Genomic DNA, 20,080 nt, shown 5'->3' with positions numbered 1-20,080 from the left:
TCCCCATATCGTATCTGGTCTATTTATTTAATCCACAAAAGAAACGGCACCGTTCTCCAATGACGCGATGCGCACCAGGGACTCAACCCGGTATCCAGCCTTATTGAGCAGTCCTGCCCCAGGCTGGAACGATTTCTCAATGACGATGCCAATACCGACTACGCTGGCGCCAACCTGCTCCACAATCCGGGCAAGGCCAAAGGCGGCCTCCCCATTAGCCAGGAAATCATCAATAATGAGCACGCGGTCCTCCGAGCTCAGAAACTTCTTCGACACGGTAATCTCGTTGCTCTCTTTTTTCGTAAAAGAGTAGACCTTCTCGACCAGAATATTGTCCCGCAGCGTAAGGGATTTATGTTTGCGGGCAAAGATCATCGGCACCCCCAGCTCCAGAGATGTCATAATCGCTGGCGCAATGCCCGAGGATTCAATCGTCAGCACCTTCGTAATCCGTTCATCACCAAATCTCCGTGTAAACTCGGCGCCAACCTCCTTCATCAGCACCGGATCCATCTGATGATTCAGAAAAGAATCCACCTTCAGCACCTGATCGCTCAGGACGATCCCTTCCGCCATCACCTTATCTTTGAGCAGCTTCATCTCTCTTCCTCCTTAAGTTATCTTGGCTTCCTATCCTCTTCATCATGTCGTTACCGTTAACCGGAATAAAAAAAAGCCCAGTTCCCAAAGGCTGGGAAATGGACCTCCTGGCAGAATTCGCCCTAATGCAGGGATGACATACCAGACTGCGGTCAAAGTATGGGTCAGGAACACCTCAAATAACCGCCCTTGGCACGGCAATACGAATTCTCCCCGTAGTCCGATCATTTCCGGTGATCGGGTAGAAACATGCAGGCCGATTCCTGCACATATACGAGAAGCTAATGAAGAATCTTGTCGAAAACTATCTCTACAATGATTAGTAGTATAACTCATACAATCGATAGAAATAAAGAGGTATTTCGTGGATTGGTCAAATATTTTACAGATAAGCCGCTTTCGAGACGCTTGGCGCCGCTTAGATGGGGCGCGTATCCTTTGGAAGCAGATTCGATATGATCGATTTCAGCTCTCCGTCCGTCTGATAGTTCTCTTCTCCGGTATCCAGCCGGCGGATCCTGATTTTCTGGTATTCCGCACTCGGCTCGGTCGGCAAAAATACCAAGTTCTCTTGGTCGGCAAGCCGAAGCCTGTACCCCATATCCCCGAACATCGATATAAAATCCTGCTCCGTTGGCGTTTTGCCCTTATCGAGGAAAATAAGTCCGCGAAGCTCTTTGGTCTTTTGCTTGTATTCCACTTCAAAATGAACGATACATTCCATGGTGTCCACACTCCTAAAAGTATCATAGTAAACGAAAGGCGCAGTTACAGCTTTCCCTGCAGCTGCCGTCCCCATCCGGACTGGCGCTTACTATTTACTACGGTTCAAATGTCCCTGCAGCAGGCATCATTTATAACAACTCGGTGAACTTTTGGCCAGACGGCCAGTCCCGGATTGCTTAAATTTGCTCTGAGCCGCAGTGCGGACACCATTTCGTTCCCTTTACCAGCGTCGCCGAACATATTTGGCAGCTCGCCTCGCCTCGCAGAGATTCCTTCGCCGCCGAGACATGCTCCGTCAGCTTCACATTCTCTTTCCATGTTCTGATCCGGCGATCCAGCTCCTCCTGGCGCTCGCGCTCCCGCTCCAGCTCCCGCAGCCGCCGTTCTTCCTCCTCGGGATCAATCGGCTCGGCCTCTTCATACCGGGCAGGTTCTTCTTGACCGAGATGACGACTGAACAGCGCACCCTCTTCCAGCAGGGCGAGCGGATCGCTGAGCCGCTCGCTTTTGGCCTCAGACTCCTCCTCGTCCGCTTCCATACGAACCTGCGCCGGCTTATTCGCCTTCCCCAGTTTATGTCCGCAGTATTGGCAGAATAGCGCCTCTTCCGTAACCACTTTGCCGCAGGAAGAGCACAGGCGCTCGTTTCTGAGCTCGGCGATTTTGCCCCGGATCTCATCCCGTTCTTCGGCGAGCAGATCGCAGGTTTTCGCTAGATCCATCATTTCCTTCTCCGCTAACGACATGTCTTTATTACGGTATCCTTCGTAGAAGACTTCGCCCATTCTTTGAAAATATAAGCCCATTTCACGCTCAATATTATTGATCTGCGTGTTAAAGCGTCCGATTTCGACCGCGTTCTGCGCCTTATCGGTTACCTTGCCCGCACCATCTTTAATCCGCTGTAAAAATTTCATGACATACTCCTCCTGTGTTCCCCGACTCCTTGATGTAGTTGTGCTATATTGTCCCGTTCGCCGGGAATGCTTGGATGTTTCTTCTCAGTAATTAAACAGCTTGCTGACTGCGCAATCTGTGAAATCGTAATTATCATAACAGATTTGGCGGCCCAGTGAAAATCCCAACCCTCCTTTTGATTCAGCTGCAGAACCGTTGTGTATAAAGACATTAATTGAATGAAAAATGAGGTTGGAGGGGAATTTCGGATGAAAACAGGAAGAAAGCCCTATGATGTGTCCGTCGCTCACCGCAGCATCCAGGAAGCGCCTAACCAGGACTCCACGGAATTCAGAGTGCTGCTGGACGAAGAAGATTTCGCCAAGCTAAGCGACAAAATTGCGGAGCTGTCTGAAGAGGATATTTATACGTTCAGGCGCGCACCGGCCCCTTATAAATCCGCGGATCATGACGATGCTACAGAACAATTTAACGCTCGGATGATAGAGGTCTATACGCTGCTATACCAGTACGGCGATGAACAAACCCGTCGGTCCATCATCGGTTTGGGCGTCCTTGGCAAGCTGCACAACTCTGATTATGACGATCCCGGCTATCACGGAAAAAGTCCCCTAAACAAATGATTCGCTTTGATTTTGCCAGGGCGTTCAAGGTACAATAAGGGAGCAGTACGAAACGTACGAAACCATTTTTTAGCTTAGGAGTAGATTATCCTGGACAGAGTAGATGCAAACGATAAAGGCGCCCTGTTAAATCAGCTGGATTTACGGGAGTTGTATCAATGGGAAATCGGAGACGACCAGCTGCGCAAGCTGGAGGAGTGGAAGAAGCTTCCTACGCTGTATCAGCTCGCACTGGATGAATTGAAGAACAAGATCAAGCTGATTCAGACCGAGTGGAAAATTTTGAACGGGTACAGCCCGATCGAACATATCAAGACGCGGATCAAGGAACCGAAGAGCATACTCGACAAGCTGGAACGCAAGGGTCTCGAAATGACCGTTGATAATATGGTGAACAAAATTCACGATATCGCCGGCATGCGTATCGTCTTTTCGTTCGTGAAGGACATTTACAAGCTGCTGGATCATCTGCGCCATCGCGACGATCTTACGATCATTGAGATCAAGGACTATATCGCTAAGCCGAAGCCGAACGGATACCAGAGCCTCCATGTGATCGTTGCTGTACCGCTAACGCTGTTCGAGGGACAGCGCTGGATGAAGGTGGAGATTCAAATGCGCACGCTGGCTATGGATTTCTGGGCCAGCATGGAGCATATTCTGTTCTACAAATACGACAAGCAGGTGCCGCCGCACGTCGTTCAAGAGCTGACGGAAGCGGCCAAAGCCGCCGATGCGCTCGACAAGAAGATGCACGGCCTGCGCAGGGAGATCATGGGCGCCGCCGAAGCGTCTCTTCCCGAGCCCGGGGTAAGCCGGGATATATAACAGGACAGCCGTCAAGGAGTGGAACCTTGACGGCTGTCCTGTTTTGCTGGCGCGTAAGGGGGCTTGCGGCCAGCCTTGGCTATGGCTAGCGAGGCTTATGCCGCAGCTGGCGCGCCAGCTCCTCGGCCCGCTGCATGACGCCCTCGCGCACAAGGCCGAGGCCTTTAGCTGCGCCCCGCACGCCAGGGAGCAGCTTGGCCAGGGCCTCGGCATCCGCGTCCGGGGGCGGGGCTTCCGCGGCGTCCAGCTGGATCTGGACGTCGTGGAACTGCGGGCCGGGGGCATGCAGGCCGCCCTGCTCCGCCATGTCCGCGAGCCACTCGGCGATGCTCGGCCCGCCCGCACGGGCGCGGGCCTCCTCCTGCTGAGGCCCCAGCGCCGCGCGCAGGGCCTCGGCGGCATCGGGCAGGGGCTCCGCCTCCGCCCACGCCGCCAGCACCGCCGCGAGCAGCGTCTCGCGCGTCCAGCCGAGCAGCGTTAGCCGCTGCTCGGGCGTGGCCGCGCGCCATGCTGCCGCGCCCGCGCGTGCGGCCTGCGCAGCATGGCCGCACGGCTCTTCCGCGCAGCAGCTGCAGCTGCTGCGCGGGGGCCCTCCGCCGGCTGCCACGGCGGAGTCTTGGGCAGGAGGCCGGCGATCGCCGTTGCGCCGGCCTCCTGCAGCGCAGCCAGCTTGAGCGGCTGCTGCGCGAGAGCCTGGAGCAGACGCCGGCCTGGGCCGGGCGCGTCTGCTTCCAGCAGCAGCACAGAACAAGCGGGCTGTTCTGTGCCTTCCCCGGCGGCTGGAATCGTGATTCTCCAGCCGCCCGGCTCCGGCTCGATCTGCACATCGGCCGCCACAACCTTGTTGTCCATAGGCTGTTCCATCGTCCTGCACGCCCCTCCTCGCAGATTTAATGCTGCAGCTCAATCAGATGCTGCAGCTCCCCGTTCGACATCTCCGTCAGCCACTGCTCGCCGGAGCCGACGACCTGCTCTGACAGCGATTTTTTGCGCTCGATCAGCTCGTCAATCCGCTCCTCCAGCGTCCCTTGGCAAATCAGCTTATGAACCTCGACATTCCGCTTCTGTCCGATGCGGAACACCCGGTCGGTCGCCTGATTCTCCACAGCCGGGTTCCACCAGCGGTCATAATGAATCACATGATTGGCCCGCGTCAGATTCAGGCCAACCCCTCCAGCCTTGAGCGACAGTACGAAGAACGGGGAACCGCCTCCCTGCTGGAAATCCTCTACCATGCGGTCCCGCTCCGCCTTGCTGATTCCGCCGTGAAGAAAAGCGGGAGCCATGCCGTACTTCTGTTCAAGCGCCTCGCACAGCAGCTTGCCCATTTGCACATACTGCGTAAAAATAAGCGCGGCCTCGTTATTGTCGATAATCAAATCCAGCAGCTCGAGCAGGCGCTCCATTTTGCCGGATGCCTCTGCCTTTGGCCTTGTTTCCTTTGCGCCGGTCACCAGCAGCGGATGATCGCAAATTTGCTTCAGACGGGTAAGCGTAGACAGCACGATCCCTTTGCGGGCTATGCCGGTGCTGCCCGCGATCCGCCCAAGCAAGTCCTCCGTCGCTTCCCGGTACAGCTCGGCTTGCGCCGGCATAAGCGGGCAATAGGACTTCAATTCAATTTTATCCGGCAAATCCTTGCGGATGTCCGGATCACTCTTCAGCCGGCGCAGCAGAAACGGCGCAATCAGCTGGCGAAGCCTCGCCAGCTCTGCTGGCTGCTGCTCGCTGCTCCCGGCATATTTCGACTTGAAAGAGGAATGGCCGCCCAGATAGCCGGGATTCAGGAACTGAAAGATGGACCACAGCTCGCTGAGCCGATTCTCAACCGGCGTTCCCGTCATTGCAATCCGATGCGGGGCGTTCAGCTTCATTACGCTCTGTGCCTGCTTGGTACCGTAATTTTTAATGTACTGCGCCTCATCAAGCACAATCGACGCCCATTCAACCGACTGCAGCTCCTTCATATCCCGCCCGGCCAGCGGGTAAGTCGTCAGCACAACCTGCTGCCTGGCGCATTCCTCCCGGAATTCCTCTCCGTGCAGCCGGCCGCTGCCATGGTGAATGTGCAGCTTCAGCTCCGGCGCGAACCTCGACAGCTCCTTCTGCCAGTTGCCCAGCAGCGACGTCGGACAGATGATCAGCACCGTTCCAGCCTCGATTCCATCAAGCAGCGCCGCAATGACCTGTACCGTCTTGCCCAGTCCCATATCATCGGCGAGCAGAGCCCCGAAGCCGAGCTGCCGCATCATGACCAGCCAGCGATAGCCCCGCTCCTGATAGGGCCGCAAGGTCCCTCGCAGCAAGCGGGGGACCGGCCTGTCATCCATGCCGCGCACCGAATGCCCCTCCAGCAGCAGCGACAGCAGGCCTGCGGTCTCCACCTGCTCAATCGGCAGGCCGTCCCAATAGCTGCCTTCTTCCTGCACGGTCAGATGCATCAGCTCACGGAAGCTCATCTCTCCGGTCTTATAGCGCTTCATGAATTTCAGCACCTGGCGGATTTCCTTCACATCGATCTCAACCCATTCCCCGCGAAAAAAAACGAGAGGCGACTTGGACGCAGCCAGTTCGTTAAGCTCCTCTTCGGACAAGGGGCTTCCGCCGAATACCACCTCCGCCTCGTAAGCAACAAGCTGCTCGACTCCCAGCCGCGGCGTACTACCTGCCCCTTGCCCGGATTCCGAAGGCGTTCCCCACTGTTCCGTCCGCAGTCTGATCCCGGCAGTCCGGCGCCCCTCCTTCGTCCAGCGGGAGGGCATCTGCACCGTAATGCCATGCCTGCGAAGCTGGGCTACCTCCTTGCTTAGCAAGGAGAATACCTCTTCCGGCTGAAGCAGCGTGCCCTCCGGGCGCGGGCATTCCATCGCTTTCCTTACTCCCCGGGAGAGCCTGGCTGCCTTGCCAAGCCGGTGCAAAAGCTGCTCGCCGGCACCATGATATACCCTGCCGCGAATCTCGATATCCCGCTCCGGATAGCTCCATATCAGCCCATAGGGCAGCAGAACGCCAGGATCCTCCACGCCTTCAGCCCACAATGACAGGCGCCAGGCGGGCATTGCCGCCTCCTCTTCTTCCGGTTCGAGCCGCAAGCATAAACGGAATGTTCCCGGGCTCCGCCCTTCATCATCCTCGTGCTGAACTTTCGGCTCGCCTCCGCCAGTATCCCTGATGCCCTCAGCGAGCTCCGCCAGCTCCGAGACCGTACCCTGCATGTCCCCGTGCGGCACGGCGGCGAGCAGGCCGTTCCACCATAGCTCCGCCAGCGGAGAGGTGCCCCGGCGATAATCAGCCCGGCTCGCATTCAGCTTTCTTCCCAATCCGCCGACAGCTTTGCGAACCTCATGGTCAAGAACAGCGCTCATAAATGAGTAGAGCACGGCAATTTGCCTTGCCTCGACGTCCTCCTCCTGCATTCCCCCAAACTGGACGGCAGCCAGGCAGATCGGCGGCATGCTTCCAGCCAACAGCCTGAACCGTTCTTCATCCACAGGATCGCCAAGCTTTGGCCCCCATAGCGCTTTTGCCGAAGCTTGGCCTTTCGGCCGCCGGTTCCCGGTCAGAAGAACCTCTGCCATGCCGGGGGCTATCCGCCCTTTCATCATGAGTTCAAGCGCAAATTTTGCCGCCTTGCTCCAATAATCCAGCTCTTGCCCAGGCAAAAATCCCTGCGCCTCTATCTGGGCTTCGTTCCAGCCCAGCAGCAGCGGCCATGCGTCTTGAACAGGCAGAGCGAGCCCTTCCAGCGTTCGCCCTATCAGTCCCCTCCGTTCGCCGGATTTAAAGGCGCTTCTTCCAGCGGAAGCTGGATAACGCACTTCGGCGAGCCGAAGCGCGGCCTGCTGAAATGGCCGCTTCCCTTCTGCCGTCTCCAGTCTGCGCAGCGAGGCTGCCCAGGCATCAATCTTAGATTCGGATGTTTCACCCGAGAAACAGAACAATACCTCTCCCAGCCATATCGCATAAAGACGTTGATTCATGGTGATCTCCCGTCGTTTCTATTCCATTTTCCTCTGATCCATTTTGCCCATAACCCGGCCATTCTCAAACGCTTCACCAGGTGATCGGCATCCAATGAATATGATAACACACCGCCTGATATCATTCGCTCTAATTGGGTATATTCATATCATAAACACTACTTGGTTACATCCTTGGTTCATTTCTAAATCAAGCATCGCAGGAGGTATATATATGTTTCGTAACAATGCCTTCCGCTGGTGGAATGCGCTGTTCTATGCGGCCGTCCTCGGCGTCAATTATTTGGCCATGGCGATTCCGATGGGCGGGATGACCACCGGGCAATTGTCCGACAAGTATCATACCCCCATCACGCCGGCCGGATACGCGTTTATGATCTGGGCGCTAATCTATCTATTGCTCGCCGGATATATCGTATATCAGCTGCGAAGAAATACCGGAAGTCAGGATTCCGTGCTGGCCATTTCCTATTGGTTCATCCTGTCCTGTATTTTTAATATGGCCTGGGTATTCTTATGGCAGTATCAATATATCGCATTGTCCTTTGCCGCCATGATCGCCCTGCTTCTATCGCTTGCCGTCATCTATGCCAAGACTCGCTACGTCTATACGCCAACTTCCGGAGAGACTTGGCTGCTCCGGCTGCCATTCAGCATTTATTTTGGATGGATTTGCGTGGCCACGCTGGTTAATCTCGCTGTTATTCTCTTACATGAAGGTCTCGGGATAAGCCTGAATCCCAAAACAGCAGGGATTATCCTGCTATCCGCAGGTACCGCTGCTGCTATCGGAATAACCCTCCGCCCCCGCGATGGTGTGCTGCCGCTGGTATTCGTCTGGGCTTATGCGGCCATTGCCATTGAACAGAAAAGCATCCCTGGACTCAGCATGACCGCTGCCGTCCTCGCCTTCATTTTATTGCTGTATGCGCTATGGATTGGACTTATGCGTTCGCGAGAGCGGGATTGACCGGCATTTTTCAAAAAAGGCCACTTACATCCCTTGCGATAACCCAGGTAATGTACGTGACCTTTGGACAGGCGACGGTATCCGGCCTGCCTGTTTCAGTATTACTTCAGTGCAATAACTTCGATCTCGACCAAGCCGTCCTTCGGAAGACGGGCAACCTCAACCGCGCTGCGTGCCGGATAAGGCTCGGCAAAAAACGAGCCGTAGATTTCATTTACTTTTACGAAATCATTCATATCTTTTAAGAATACCGTCGTTTTCACGACCTTGTCCAGGCCGCTTCCCGCCGCCTCAAGAATCGCCTTCACATTGTTCAGCGCTTGAGCCGTCTGAGCTTCCACGCCCTCTGCGAATTGTCCGGTCTCCGGAACGAGGCCAAGCTGCCCGGAGGTATATATGACATCGCCGATGACTATTCCCTGCGAATACGGCCCGATCGCTCCAGGTGCTGCCGTTGTCGATAACACTTGCTTTTCCATCATCTATTCCAACCTTTCTCATTGATCTAGTATAAATATTAACCGGATATGCCGCGTCCGGCAAACATCGCTTTTTCCTCGGCAGCTGGAGGCAAACCGGATGCTTGCACATGCGGAGACATAGGCAGGTAGAGTATAAAGGCGCTTCCTTCGCCTTCTTGGCTCTCCACATCGATCCATCCGCCCAACAGACAAGCCAAATGCTTGCTGATCGGCAAACCAAGCCCTGTCCCCCCATACTTGCGGCTGATGGAGCCGTCCCCCTGATGGAACGGTTCAAAGATGACCTTCCGCTTGTCCGGCGGAATCCCGATCCCGGTGTCCTTCACAGCAAACGCGATATATTCGCCTCTGCTCCGTGCATTCGCTTGTACCTTGTATATCTCCATCCTGACATTGCCTTCATCCGTAAATTTAAAAGCGTTGGAGAGCAGGTTGCGTAATATTTGCCCGATTCGTTGGGGATCAGAGATGATCATAGCCGGCAAATCGGAAGCTGTGCTGATGTCGAAGCCTACTCCCTTCTGCCGGGCCGTCTGTTCGAACTGTAAATAGAGCAGCTGCGGCAGCTCCTTGACGTTTACTTCCTCCTGGACGATTTCCAGCCGTCCCGCCTCCACCTTCGACAAATCAAGAATATCATTAATAATCTGCAGCAGCTCCTGCCCCGATCTGTAGATGATTCGTCCATAATCCGCAGAGCCTGAATCTTTCTCAGGATAATTCTCCGAGATCATCTGCGCCAAGTTGATAATACTGTTGAGCGGTGTCCTTAACTCATGGGACATGTTCGCCAGAAATTCCGACTTATATTGGGAAGCGAGTGCAAGCTGCTGTGCCCGTTCCTCCAGCGCCAGCTTCGCTTTCTGCAGCTCCTCCGTCTGGCTCTGCAGCAGTTCGTTCGCATGCTTAAGCTCAATCGAGCGGCGGCGGTCCAGCTGGAAATCACGCAGCATCATGGCGAATACGATGCTTAATACGATGCCGAGCGGCAGTACGACGGGCATAATTTCCAGCATGTACTTTCGGAATGGAATTACGCCGAATACAGCTATGTTAATCGTATTTACCGCATTGACGATCAGTATGGCGATCGCGCCTTTAATAACGAAGCGAAAATGGCTTCTCTGCATCCATATGTTGATTCCGGCGCACAAGATACCCAGAATCGTCAAATTTAAAAATCCGGCGAGGGCAGCCTCAGTCACGCCAAACGTGAACCGGACCAAGCCGATTCCAAAGCCGATGACCACCAGTGTAAGTGGCTGCTAATATACGGCCGTAGCGATCAGGAGGGGCACGAACCTCAGATCGAAGATGACATTGTCGCTTAGCTTGAAGCCAAACCTCATGCAAATCCAACCGGAAAAAATCATAAGCAGCACGGATAATACGTAATTCATCCTGCGCGGCGTTTTCAAAAACCAATACTTATATAAAACATTCGCTAAATAAGCGACAGTAACCAGCATAGCCAAATTCATCAAGAACGAATTTCCAAGACCCATCTGATTTCCACCCGCTTTGTTCAAAGTTAAAAGGTATTGGAACTTTCTGCATTTCTATGTTCATACCATATTAACATGAAGCGGCATCAGGAATCATCAAGACGTTTGCTTCTCGTAATACGCCTGTACGAATAATCCGACAAAATAAGGGTCCCATTGCGTTCCCTTGCCCTTCTCCAGAATGCAAATCGCCGTTGCTGCATCCATGCCTTTGCGGTAAGGGCGGTCAGAGGTCATCGCATCAAAGGCATCGGCAACGGCAATAATTCTGCCGAAGAGCGGAATCTCTTCTCCCTTTAAGCCATCCGGGTAGCCCGCGCCATCATAGCGTTCATGATGGGAGCGGACGCCCGGCAGAAATGCCGCCATCTCATCGGCTGGCTCAATCTGCTTCAGGATGGCCTCCCCCAATACGGGATGAGCCTTGATCTGTTCCCATTCCTCCTCGCTGAGCTGTCCTTCCTTCAGCAATACGGCGTCAGGTATGCCGATCTTTCCAATGTCATGGAGCAGAGCCGCTTTGCGGAGCTGATCGACCACATGCTTCGGGAGCCTGGCCAAATTGCCGATCTGGACCGCATATTCGGCGACCCTTAAGGAATGTCCGGCCGTATATGGATCGCGGGCATCCAACGCTGCGGCGAGCGTCGCAAAATAGCTCTCCACCAGCTGATCATTGCGTGCCGTCTGGATTCGTACTCCTCGCAGCATATGATTGAAGCCGGAGACGAGCCGGGAGAACTCGTCGGAGAACAGATCGCTGGCCTCCGTCCGCAGGTATCCGACCTTGACCTCGGCCATTCTTTCGTACAAATGCTGAATCGGCGTCTCCAGTTCCCGGGTCAGCAGCCGCGATCCGAAGAAGGCAAAGCCAAGCCCGATCAGAAGAACAATGCCAGCCCATTTCCAATAGGCGGAATGGTCGACATTCCAATCTCCCAGCCTGAATTGAACAGCGAGATTGTATAACAGAAGCGGAAAAGCCCCGATCAGAAAAAAACTCCATCTTAACTTGCGTTTGATTGAGATAAGCACACGGCCGCCGAGCGTCAACTCCCTGCCGAACAGCTGCAAGGATTGGAACTGCATCTCTTCCAGTACGGGCCGGATAAAATGAGAGGTGAGATAGAATTCAATCAGTGCATGCATGCCGGCTAGAAAAGCACCTCCAAGCAACGCCAGCAGCACATAATAAGGCGGAATTGATAGTTGTCCCGCGGACACGAGCCATAGCGACAAGCTGGCCGCAGGAACGGCCAGCCCGAATAAATGGGGCCCGATAATTCTTTTGACGGTCAGCGCGGGCAGACGGTGGGTCTTTAAATATATCGACTGCATATCAGTGAAGGTGCCGACAGGTTCATGGAACGCCTGGCGGATCGGCCTGATTTGCCTGGAGAATACCGCCCACTCCAACCCAAGCATGGCGGCAATGGAGACGAACATGACTGCAAGCATCCAGGCATACTCGTTCCTCGGGCTCTCCTTAAAGGCGAAGATGATAAGACTGGCGATGGAAATGACGGCGGCAAGCGAGCCTGCGATATAGTTCAGCAATAAGCGTGAATAAAACGTCTTATACACCGACAATGAAATGCTCATTCCTTCCGTTTAGCACAAATAATGGATGTTGCCTTGTATATACATTATCGGTTCAAAAGTATGAAGAATTGACACCTTTTTCCGTTTTAACCGGAGCTTGAGAACTATAAATCATCAGAAAGATTTCGCAATATATTTTAAAAAATAAATTCTAAAATATAAGTAACCGCTTTTATTCGCTCTGCATCAGGCCTCCTGCCTCTTGCTGGTCTAGGGAAGATGTTTTTTATCACATGATAAGTGATTTATTTCACATATATGCTTTTTTTTATATGCTAAACTTTCCTCAAACAAAGGATTTCCAGCCTTTTTCAACATTCAATTCCATAGTTCAACTTGTATAAATGGATTTATTGCAGCTAGTTTCGGCGACAAGGAAGGGAAGGCAGATTTAAATGTATTTCATGTCATTAAAAGAGGGGAGATGGCCATCCTGGGCTGGATTCTTGATTTTAGGTGCATAAAATCCATTTAATCCCTTGAAACATGCGTTTTGGGCTGAGTTAGATACATGAATTCCATCTATTATATGACACCGCTTAATGGCTCACTGCTTAGTGGCACGCAGCTTATATAAGCTGAACTATAGATTGGTACAGGCGAACCTAAATCATCCAAAAAATCTGGGAACAGCCGCGTTCATAGGTATTTGCTTGCTTGTTTGTCCTGGACACCTGAATTTCCTTATTAAATATCCCCCATGTTATTAAAATGGTTCACATTTTAATATATACAATTTTATTATTTGGAGGTCATTTAACATGAAAAAAGCATCCATTCTACTATGCAGCGCTTTACTGCTAGGACTTCTTGCAGGGTGCGGGGCCAAAAATGAAGCTAATACGGCGGAGCCGGCCAACAACGCTCCAGCTGCCGAGAACAGCTCTACTAACACTGCTGCCGAGGCTCCTGCTGCGGAAGGCAAGTATCAAGACGGTCTGTACTTCGCACTAGACAAAGAAGATCCAAAAACCGGCTGGCAATATTTCGTGAAGCTGCAGGTTGAAGGCGGCAAAATCACCGATGTGGAATGGAACGGCACCAACGCAACCGTTCCGGTAGACAAAGTCACTTACTCCGAGCAAGGCAAATATGGCATGAAGGAAAAAGGGAATGCACAAGCAGAATGGCACGAGCAAGCAGCCAAAGCGATCGCTTTCCTCATTGAAAAGCAGGATACAAAAGCTGTAACGCTTGACGATGAAGGCAGAACAGACGCTATTTCCGGCGTATCCATCCATGTTAACGAATTGTTCGATCTGGCCGACAAGGCACTTGCTGCTGGTCCAATCCAGCCAGGACCTTATAAAGACGGCAACTACCACGCTGAAGCTGACAAGTTCGCCGAGAAATCCGGCTGGAAAGAAACCGTTGATGTCATCGTATCCGCTGGGAACATCGTCCGAGTGAACTTCAGCGGTGTGAACGAAGCTGGTGAAGACAAAAGACAAAACTCCATCGACGGCAAATACGGTATGGTAGCTAACGGCGGCGCGCAAGCGGAATGGCACGAGCAAGCAGCCAAAGCCGAGCAATACCTGGTTGAGAAACAAGATCCAGCTGCGGTTAGCTTCAATGACGAAGGCAAAACAGATGCCATCTCCGGCGTATCGATCAGCTTGAAATCGTACTACGATCTTGCTGCAAAAGCACTGGAACAAGCGAAATAATACTAATTCATTCGCTATATAAGATGAACTAAAGAATGAGATGCGGGCAAGGGAGAAAAATGAACATTTTACGTACTTGCCCCACATCGAATTCAACAGTTCAACTTATATAGCAACACATCTCCACGATTACCAGCCTAAAGTAAGAAGGTGAATATGTTGAAGAAAATAGTCGTTCTTGGCGGCGGTTACGGTGGTGTCGTCACGTCGAAGCACCTAGCCAAATTGTTCAAAAAAGACAAAGACGTCGAAATCCAGCTGATTGACAAGAACCCGTACCATACGCTGCTGACGGAATTGCACGAAGTCGCGGCAAACCGGGCACCCGAGGATTCCATTCAAATTGATTTGAAGAAGATTTTCGCGGGACAGAAAGTGGATGTCGTCCTGGACTACATCGACAACATTGATTTTAAAGCGAAAGAGCTTCGCTCCAAAAAACAAACTTACAAGTACGATTATCTCGTTATCGGTTCCGGCTGTAAGCCAACGTTCTTCGGCATTCCAGGCGCCGAGGAGCATGCGATGACCTTATGGTCCTATGAGGACGCCGTTAAATTGAAAATACAGGTTCGCCGCATGTTCAGCGAAGCTGCCAAGGAAACGGATCCGGCGATCCGCAAGAAGAAGCTTTCCTTCGTCGTCGTCGGAGCAGGCTTTACCGGCGTAGAGCTCGTTGGCGAGCTTGCCGAATTCCGCGATGAGCTGTGCAAGGAATTCTACATCGATCCGAGCGAGGTTCGCCTCGTCGTGGCGGATATGGCGCCAAAAATTCTGCCGATTCTCCCTGACAAACTGATCGGCAAGGCGGTCAAACGCCTGAACAAAATGAACGTCGAAATCGTAACGAGCGCCAAAATTACCGGCGTTACCAAATCGAGCGTCCTGCTCGGAGAGAAGGAGCTTGAAGCGGCGACAATCGTCTGGACGGCGGGTGTTGAAGGCTCCGACCTCGTCGGCAAGCTCGACGTGCAGCAGGAAGGCCGCAAGCGGATCGTAACCAACGATAAGCTGCAAAGCGTGGATCATGAGGATGTGTACATCGTTGGGGACAACATTTTCTACATCCCTGAAGGCGAGACGCGTCCAGTTCCGCAAATGGTTGAGAACGCCGAGCAAGCGGGTCCGCTCATTGCCCATAACATCTATGCTGACGTCAAGGGCAAGCCGAAAAAATCCTACAAGCCGGGCTTCCACGGTACGATGGTCTGCATCGGCAGCCGCTACGGCGTAGCGAATGTCGGATTGCCGAATAAGATGTTCATGGTCAGCGGATTCATGGCGATGCTCTTCAAGCACTTGATTAATATGTACTATCTGTTTACGGTGGTAGGCTTCAATAAAGTATGGACTTATATGATGCATGAATTTTTCCACGTGAACAATCGCCGAAGCTTCGTAGGCGGCCATTTCTCTAAGCGTTCGCCTAACTTCTGGCTGCTGCCGCTCCGGGTATTCGTCGGCTACAAATGGCTGCAGGAAGGTCTCGACAAGCTGCCTAAAGTGCTCAAGAACCCTTCCGATATCTTCCTGATCCCGGCAGCTCCAAATGCCGGCGACGCGATCTCGGCAGCAAGCGAAGCGGCTCAGGCCGTAACAACAACCGTTGACGCTCAAACGGCCGCATCCGCAGTAGAAAGTGCATCCACCGCTGTTACGGCACTTCCGGTACCCGGATTTGTCACGAATACGGTGAACTGGTTTATGGGTCTCTTCTTCTATACTTCCGACGGCGGATATACCGGACTTGCGACCGTATTCCAGACCGGGATGGTATTTGCAGAAATCATTATCGGTCTCCTGCTCATTGTCGGCCTGTTCACCGCAGTGTCCTCCATTGTCACGGTTGGACTGGGCATCATGATCTGGTCCTCAAGCATGGCATCGGGCGAAATGCTCTGGTACATGACGGCTGGCGTAGCGCTGATCGGCGGATCGGGCAGCATGTTTGGACTTGACTACTACGTACTGCCTTGGCTCAAGAAGCATTGGAAGAGAATACCGCTCGTTCGCAGATGGTATCTTTATACGGATTAAGCATTACAACTGCACACAGTTATGCCCCTTATTCCAGAGTAATGTGCGGTTGCCGCGCATTACTCTGATTTTTAACCAAGAACTTTCGTTAGTGGATATGAAACCGCCGATATCGGTGCGAAATCCCCTGCAAACCCTACCTGCTTGTTAAGGAGTGTTTCTTATGATTACTGCTCTCGTTCAAGATGCTTGTCATTTATTGCAGGGCGACATCTCGCCCGACACCGGCATTATCCTTGATTTGAGACGTGAGGATGCGCTGCCTGTTGCCCATCTTCTCATACAATATGATTTGCCGGCAGAGCGGCAAATTCGCTTGCTCTCCATTTACATCGCAATTAAGCTCGCACTCCAGCGCCATCGGGATTGCAATTTGCTTGAGCCCGGCGACGAGCTCACCCGCAAAGTGCTGGACGGCGATTATTTATACAGCTTCTATGTGCAGCAATGCCTGCGCTATGAGGAATTCAATCTCCTCACCCATTTGGCCCCTACGGTCAAACAAATTCAAATCAAGCGCGTCGAGGAACGTCCGGAAGATGAACGGTTGGCGACAGCCTTTGAAGTATTCCTCCGCCTGGAGCATCATCGCAACACTACCCGAAAGGCGATTTAGCGATTTAACGGTTGGGCGACTATGTTATTTTAGCGGTGACTTACAACGAGGAGGGGAACAGGATGAACCTGCATGAACAGCTCGGCATCTCCCTTAGAGCGGTAGATAAGGAAATCGAGAATATGGTGAAGTTTGACAAGGATGTTCCCCGCTCCTCGGAGCTGGCCCGCAGCATCCTCGAACTAATCCGCTCGGGCGGCAAGCGTGTACGTCCTCTAATGGTGATCGTAGGAAGCCGCTTCGGCCCCGCGCCTGACGAACGCAAGACATGGCGATTGGCCGCTGCCGCCGAATTCATTCATGCCGCTTCTCTGATCCATGACGACGTCATCGACGACTCTCCTGTTCGGCGGGGCGACAAAGCGATGCATATCAAGCTTGGGATCAACCGCGCGATCCACGTCGGCAATTATATGTCGGCCCGGGTAATCGAGCTGATCTCCGCCTATTCCGCAGAACGCGAACGCTATGCTTACGAACTGTCTTCCCTGGTTACGACGCAGCTCTGCCTGGGTGAATATCAGCAATTATCCCATCTGTTTGATTACGACGTAACGATTGAGCAATACTTGGAAAAATCAAAAAATAAAACCGCCCAGCTCATGGCCGCCTGCCTGCGGATCGGAGCGCTGTCTGCCAGTGCAGACGAGGAAACGGCTGGCCTGCTGTACAGCTTCGGGGAGAAGCTGGGCATGTCCTTCCAAATTCGCGACGATATTCTGGATTTCACCCAGTCCTCGGCGAAGCTGGGCAAACCTGCGGGCAGCGACCTGCGCAGCGGCCAAGTGACGCTCCCCGTCCTGTTCGCACTGCAAAATGAAGGGCTTGCACCTAGAATCCGGGCGATTGGCGCTCATACGCCGGCCGAGTATACGAACGAAGTCATTGCCGCAATTCAAAGCTGCGGGGCGCTCCAGCAAACCGAGGCGTTAAGCCAGCAGTATTTGGACGAGGCGCAGCAAATCATCGATCAATTAAGCAGCTATCCGGCCCACCGGGATTTACAGGCGCTGCTCAGCTTCTTTGGGGGCCGGGATAAATAAGTCGCAGGTTCTGTTATATTCAATAGAAGACACCTCTCGTCATCATTGAGGTGTCTTCTTCTATTTTTCTTCTTCTATTTTCTATGAACTATTGAAATGAATGTGGGGCAATTACGTAAATATTCCTTATATCGCTGCGTGCACTAAGCTGTGTCTCACACTAGATGGAATTCATGTAGCTAATTATGCTCTATGCGCATGTTTCAGGGGATTAGATGGATCTTATGCACCTAAAATCAAGAATCCAGTCCATAATGGCTATCTTCCTTATTAATGACATGAAATACATTTAAATCTACTTCCCCTTTCTTGACGCAGTAACTAACTGCTAAAAATCCATTTAAATTAAGGTGAACCTATGGAATGAATGCGGACAAATGCGTAAAATGCTGCTGCAATCCCAGCTGTTCCCAAATTTTCTGGACGATATAGGTTCGAAGCTTTGCTCTCCTTGCCTGCAGCCGCCTTTAGTTCATCAGTATAGTTTCTATTTTTCTATCTTTTTATCGTGATCTCCCAAAAATTTAACGGCAGCTTAACCCCACGTTGATGCCATGTTAATTCCCCCTGTCTAAACTAGGGATGATCTTTGTACGCTAGTCAAGGAGGGAACCGCTATGAACACCACCGTCCGAAACGCACCAGCTCCTGCTGCAGTCGCCGCTCGCTCCTATAAGTCTGCTCATCGGAGAGGGTTAACGGCAAGCTTGAAGGAGCATGCGCTGGCTTATCTTTTTCTCGCTCCGTCCATCGTAATTTTCGGCCTTTTTCTCTTATATCCCCTCGTTAAATCGGTATACCTCAGCTTCTTCCTGACCGATCCGCGGGGCAAGATCGCGGCTTACGTCGGACTGGACAATTTCAGGCAGCTCCTGGGCTCGGCCCAGTTCTGGAACAGCCTGGAGGTTACTGGAAAGTTTGTGCTGCTCACCGTTCCGGGCGGGCTTGCCCTCGGCCTGATCATGGCTGCGCTCGCCCATTCCCGCCTCAAAGGGATGCGCCTGTTTCAGTTTATATTCTCTCTTCCTCTCGCCGTCTCGGTCAGCACCTCGGCGGTCATCTGGATGATGCTGTTCCATCCTACGCTGGGGATGTTCAATTATTTCCTCGATCTGGCGGGGCTTCCCGCGGTACAATGGCTGACCGATTCGCGCTGGGCGCTGATATCGATTTCCGTCATGACAATCTGGATGAATTCCGGCTTTAATTTCATCGTATTGCTCAGCGGCCTGCAAGGCATTCCTGAGGATATGTACGACAGCGCCAAGGTAGACGGAGCGGGATCCATTCGCACGTTTATCCGCATCATTTTGCCTTTATTGTCGCCTACGCTCTTCTTTCTGCTGATCGTCTCGGTCATCGGTTCATTTCAGGCGTTTGGGCAAATGCATATTTTGACGAAAGGCGGCCCTGCAGGCTCAACTGAAGTGTTCGTCTATTCCATTTACAAGGAAGCCTTCGTCAATTACCAATTCGGTACGGGCAGCGCCATGGCCATCATCCTGTTTCTGCTTATTCTGGCCTTGACGCTCATTCAGTTCACCATTTTGGAAAAGAAGGTGCATTATCAATGACACTGTTCCGTCCGCTGCTGCGCCACGGCACAGTATATTTCTTCCTGTGCTTGCTGTCGCTGTTCATTATCTATCCGCTGCTGTACACCTTTCTCTCGGTTTTCATGACGCCGGAAGAGACGAGCCAGTTCCCTCCGGCCCTCTTCCCGTCCAGTTTGTATTGGGGCAGCCTGGAAGCCGTGGTCCGGATGATCCCGGTGTTTCGCTTCATCGCGAACAGCTTCCTCGTCTCGACGCTCGTCATGCTGGGGCAGCTCGTTACGGCCAGCCTGGCCGCCTATGCCTTCGCTTTCATCACTTTTCGCGGCAAGGCGTTCTGGTTCGCGGTCTTTCTATCAACGATGATGATTCCTTGGGAAGTGACGATGATCCCGAATTTCCTCTTGATCAAATCATGGAACTGGCTCGATTCTTATCCCGGGCTCGCCTTCCCTTTCCTTGCATCCGCTTTTGGCGTATTCCTGCTGCGGCAATTTTTTCTGCAGCTGCCCCGGGAGCTGTTCGAAGCGGCACGCATCGACGGTTGCGGTCATACGCGCTACTTCGCCGGCATCGTTCTGCCGCTGGCCAGGCCGGGCCTCGCGACGCTGGCCGTATACGTGTTCCTGAACACCTGGAATAGTTATTTATGGCCGCTGCTCATTACGAACACCGCCAATATGCGCACCGTGCAAATCGGCATCAGCATGCTGCAGTTTGAGGAAATGACCGCCTGGAACGTTGTTCTTGCCGGAGTTGCACTCGTGCTGCTGCCTTCCCTGCTGCTCATCGTCCTCGGGCTAAAGCAGCTTGTTCGCGGGTTAACGGCCGGGGCGATCAAGGGATAGCTTTTCTATACAGCAACTCCCGTCCTGACGGGCGGATGATTATAAATGATTCTAATGCAGATCAAAAGGGAGAGAAGAA

The 20,080-nt window shown here is 52.8% G+C and carries 18 protein-coding genes, 1 pseudogene and 1 riboswitch; of the genes and pseudogenes, 9 read left to right on the top strand and 10 right to left on the bottom strand.

Going from position 1 to position 20,080, the window contains the following annotated elements; translation table 11 throughout:
• Positions 1 to 27 precede the first annotated feature (27 nt).
• From QNH46_RS03705 to QNH46_RS03690, 4 genes are all read right to left on the bottom strand, one after another.
• Positions 28 to 600 carry a xanthine phosphoribosyltransferase gene (locus QNH46_RS03705; RefSeq protein WP_155611857.1) on the bottom strand — a complete coding sequence of 191 codons (573 nt, stop codon included), beginning with the start codon at positions 598 to 600 and terminating at the stop codon, positions 28 to 30.
• 42 nt (positions 601 to 642) lie between these two features.
• Entirely contained in the window at positions 643 to 828 is a 186-nt protein-coding gene (locus QNH46_RS03700; protein WP_283926980.1) for a hypothetical protein, read from the bottom strand.
• Positions 797 to 897: riboswitch (purine riboswitch) on the bottom strand. Its footprint overlaps the gene before it by 32 nt.
• Before the next feature lie 121 nt (positions 898 to 1,018).
• Positions 1,019 to 1,324: a hypothetical protein gene (locus tag QNH46_RS03695; RefSeq protein ID WP_283926979.1), complete on the bottom strand. Its 306-nt coding sequence runs from the start codon at positions 1,322 to 1,324 to the stop codon at positions 1,019 to 1,021.
• Between the two features lie 178 nt (positions 1,325 to 1,502).
• Positions 1,503 to 2,243 (bottom strand): zinc ribbon domain-containing protein, encoded by a 741-nt coding sequence (locus QNH46_RS03690; protein ID WP_283926978.1) that lies wholly within the window; start codon positions 2,241 to 2,243, stop codon positions 1,503 to 1,505.
• 249 nt (positions 2,244 to 2,492) lie between these two features.
• Between QNH46_RS03690 and QNH46_RS03685 the strand changes: the two genes are divergently transcribed.
• Together QNH46_RS03685 and QNH46_RS03680 are read left to right on the top strand one after the other, a co-directional pair.
• A complete protein-coding gene (locus QNH46_RS03685; protein ID WP_283926977.1) occupies positions 2,493 to 2,867 on the top strand; it encodes a hypothetical protein in 375 nt (124 codons plus the stop codon).
• Between the two features lie 150 nt (positions 2,868 to 3,017).
• Entirely contained in the window at positions 3,018 to 3,695 is a 678-nt protein-coding gene (locus tag QNH46_RS03680) for a GTP pyrophosphokinase (protein ID WP_283926976.1), read from the top strand.
• Between the two features lie 85 nt (positions 3,696 to 3,780).
• Here QNH46_RS03680 and QNH46_RS03675 read toward each other — a convergent pair whose 3' ends face one another.
• The 3 genes from QNH46_RS03675 to QNH46_RS03665 are packed head-to-tail and all read right to left on the bottom strand — an operon-like array spanning position 3,781 to position 7,675.
• A complete protein-coding gene (locus QNH46_RS03675) occupies positions 3,781 to 4,134 on the bottom strand; it encodes a hypothetical protein (protein ID WP_283926975.1) in 354 nt (117 codons plus the stop codon).
• A gap of 38 nt (positions 4,135 to 4,172) precedes the next feature.
• Positions 4,173 to 4,559: a hypothetical protein gene (locus tag QNH46_RS03670; protein WP_283926974.1), complete on the bottom strand. Its 387-nt coding sequence runs from the start codon at positions 4,557 to 4,559 to the stop codon at positions 4,173 to 4,175.
• Positions 4,560 to 4,585: 26 nt separating this feature from the next.
• Positions 4,586 to 7,675, bottom strand: a complete 3,090-nt coding sequence (locus QNH46_RS03665) for a DEAD/DEAH box helicase (protein ID WP_283926973.1) — start codon at positions 7,673 to 7,675, stop codon at positions 4,586 to 4,588.
• Positions 7,676 to 7,889: 214 nt separating this feature from the next.
• On the opposite strand from QNH46_RS03665, the gene QNH46_RS03660 reads away from it, so the two are divergent.
• Positions 7,890 to 8,645: a TspO-related membrane protein gene (locus QNH46_RS03660; RefSeq protein ID WP_283926972.1), complete on the top strand. Its 756-nt coding sequence runs from the start codon at positions 7,890 to 7,892 to the stop codon at positions 8,643 to 8,645.
• A gap of 101 nt (positions 8,646 to 8,746) precedes the next feature.
• Here the strand turns inward: QNH46_RS03660 and QNH46_RS03655 are convergent, their stop codons facing one another.
• The 3 genes and pseudogenes from QNH46_RS03655 to QNH46_RS03645 form a co-directional block, all read right to left on the bottom strand.
• Positions 8,747 to 9,124: a RidA family protein gene (locus tag QNH46_RS03655; protein WP_283926971.1), complete on the bottom strand. Its 378-nt coding sequence runs from the start codon at positions 9,122 to 9,124 to the stop codon at positions 8,747 to 8,749.
• 38 nt (positions 9,125 to 9,162) lie between these two features.
• Positions 9,163 to 10,632, bottom strand: a pseudogene (locus tag QNH46_RS03650) (ATP-binding protein).
• 96 nt (positions 10,633 to 10,728) lie between these two features.
• Positions 10,729 to 12,234: an HD-GYP domain-containing protein gene (locus QNH46_RS03645; protein WP_283926970.1), complete on the bottom strand. Its 1,506-nt coding sequence runs from the start codon at positions 12,232 to 12,234 to the stop codon at positions 10,729 to 10,731.
• A gap of 761 nt (positions 12,235 to 12,995) precedes the next feature.
• Between QNH46_RS03645 and QNH46_RS03640 the strand changes: the two genes are divergently transcribed.
• The 6 genes from QNH46_RS03640 (at position 12,996) to QNH46_RS03615 (ending at position 20,001) form a co-directional block, all read left to right on the top strand.
• The gene (locus QNH46_RS03640; protein ID WP_283926969.1) at positions 12,996 to 13,904 is read left to right on the top strand and encodes an FMN-binding protein; all 909 of its coding nucleotides are present in this window, start codon (positions 12,996 to 12,998) and stop codon (positions 13,902 to 13,904) included.
• Between the two features lie 159 nt (positions 13,905 to 14,063).
• On the top strand, positions 14,064 to 15,941 hold the full coding sequence (locus QNH46_RS03635; RefSeq protein WP_283928340.1) for an FAD-dependent oxidoreductase: 1,878 nt from the start codon (positions 14,064 to 14,066) through the stop codon (positions 15,939 to 15,941).
• 163 nt (positions 15,942 to 16,104) lie between these two features.
• Complete coding sequence (locus QNH46_RS03630) at positions 16,105 to 16,557, top strand: hypothetical protein (protein WP_283926968.1); 453 nt, start codon at positions 16,105 to 16,107, stop codon at positions 16,555 to 16,557.
• 62 nt (positions 16,558 to 16,619) lie between these two features.
• Positions 16,620 to 17,600 (top strand): polyprenyl synthetase family protein, encoded by a 981-nt coding sequence (locus QNH46_RS03625; protein WP_283926967.1) that lies wholly within the window; start codon positions 16,620 to 16,622, stop codon positions 17,598 to 17,600.
• 617 nt (positions 17,601 to 18,217) lie between these two features.
• Positions 18,218 to 19,174: a carbohydrate ABC transporter permease gene (locus tag QNH46_RS03620; RefSeq protein ID WP_283926966.1), complete on the top strand. Its 957-nt coding sequence runs from the start codon at positions 18,218 to 18,220 to the stop codon at positions 19,172 to 19,174.
• Positions 19,171 to 20,001 (top strand): carbohydrate ABC transporter permease, encoded by an 831-nt coding sequence (locus QNH46_RS03615; protein WP_283926965.1) that lies wholly within the window; start codon positions 19,171 to 19,173, stop codon positions 19,999 to 20,001. Before QNH46_RS03620 ends, QNH46_RS03615 begins: the two co-directional genes overlap by 4 nt.
• The last annotated feature ends 79 nt before the right edge of the window (positions 20,002 to 20,080 follow it).

The sequence above is a fragment of the Paenibacillus woosongensis genome, assembly GCF_030122845.1.
In the GTDB taxonomy this organism is placed as follows: Bacteria; Bacillota; Bacilli; order Paenibacillales; family Paenibacillaceae; genus Fontibacillus; species Fontibacillus woosongensis_A.
The sequence above is the reverse complement of the archived record's forward strand: the minus strand, read 5'-3'. Positions and strand labels throughout refer to the sequence as shown.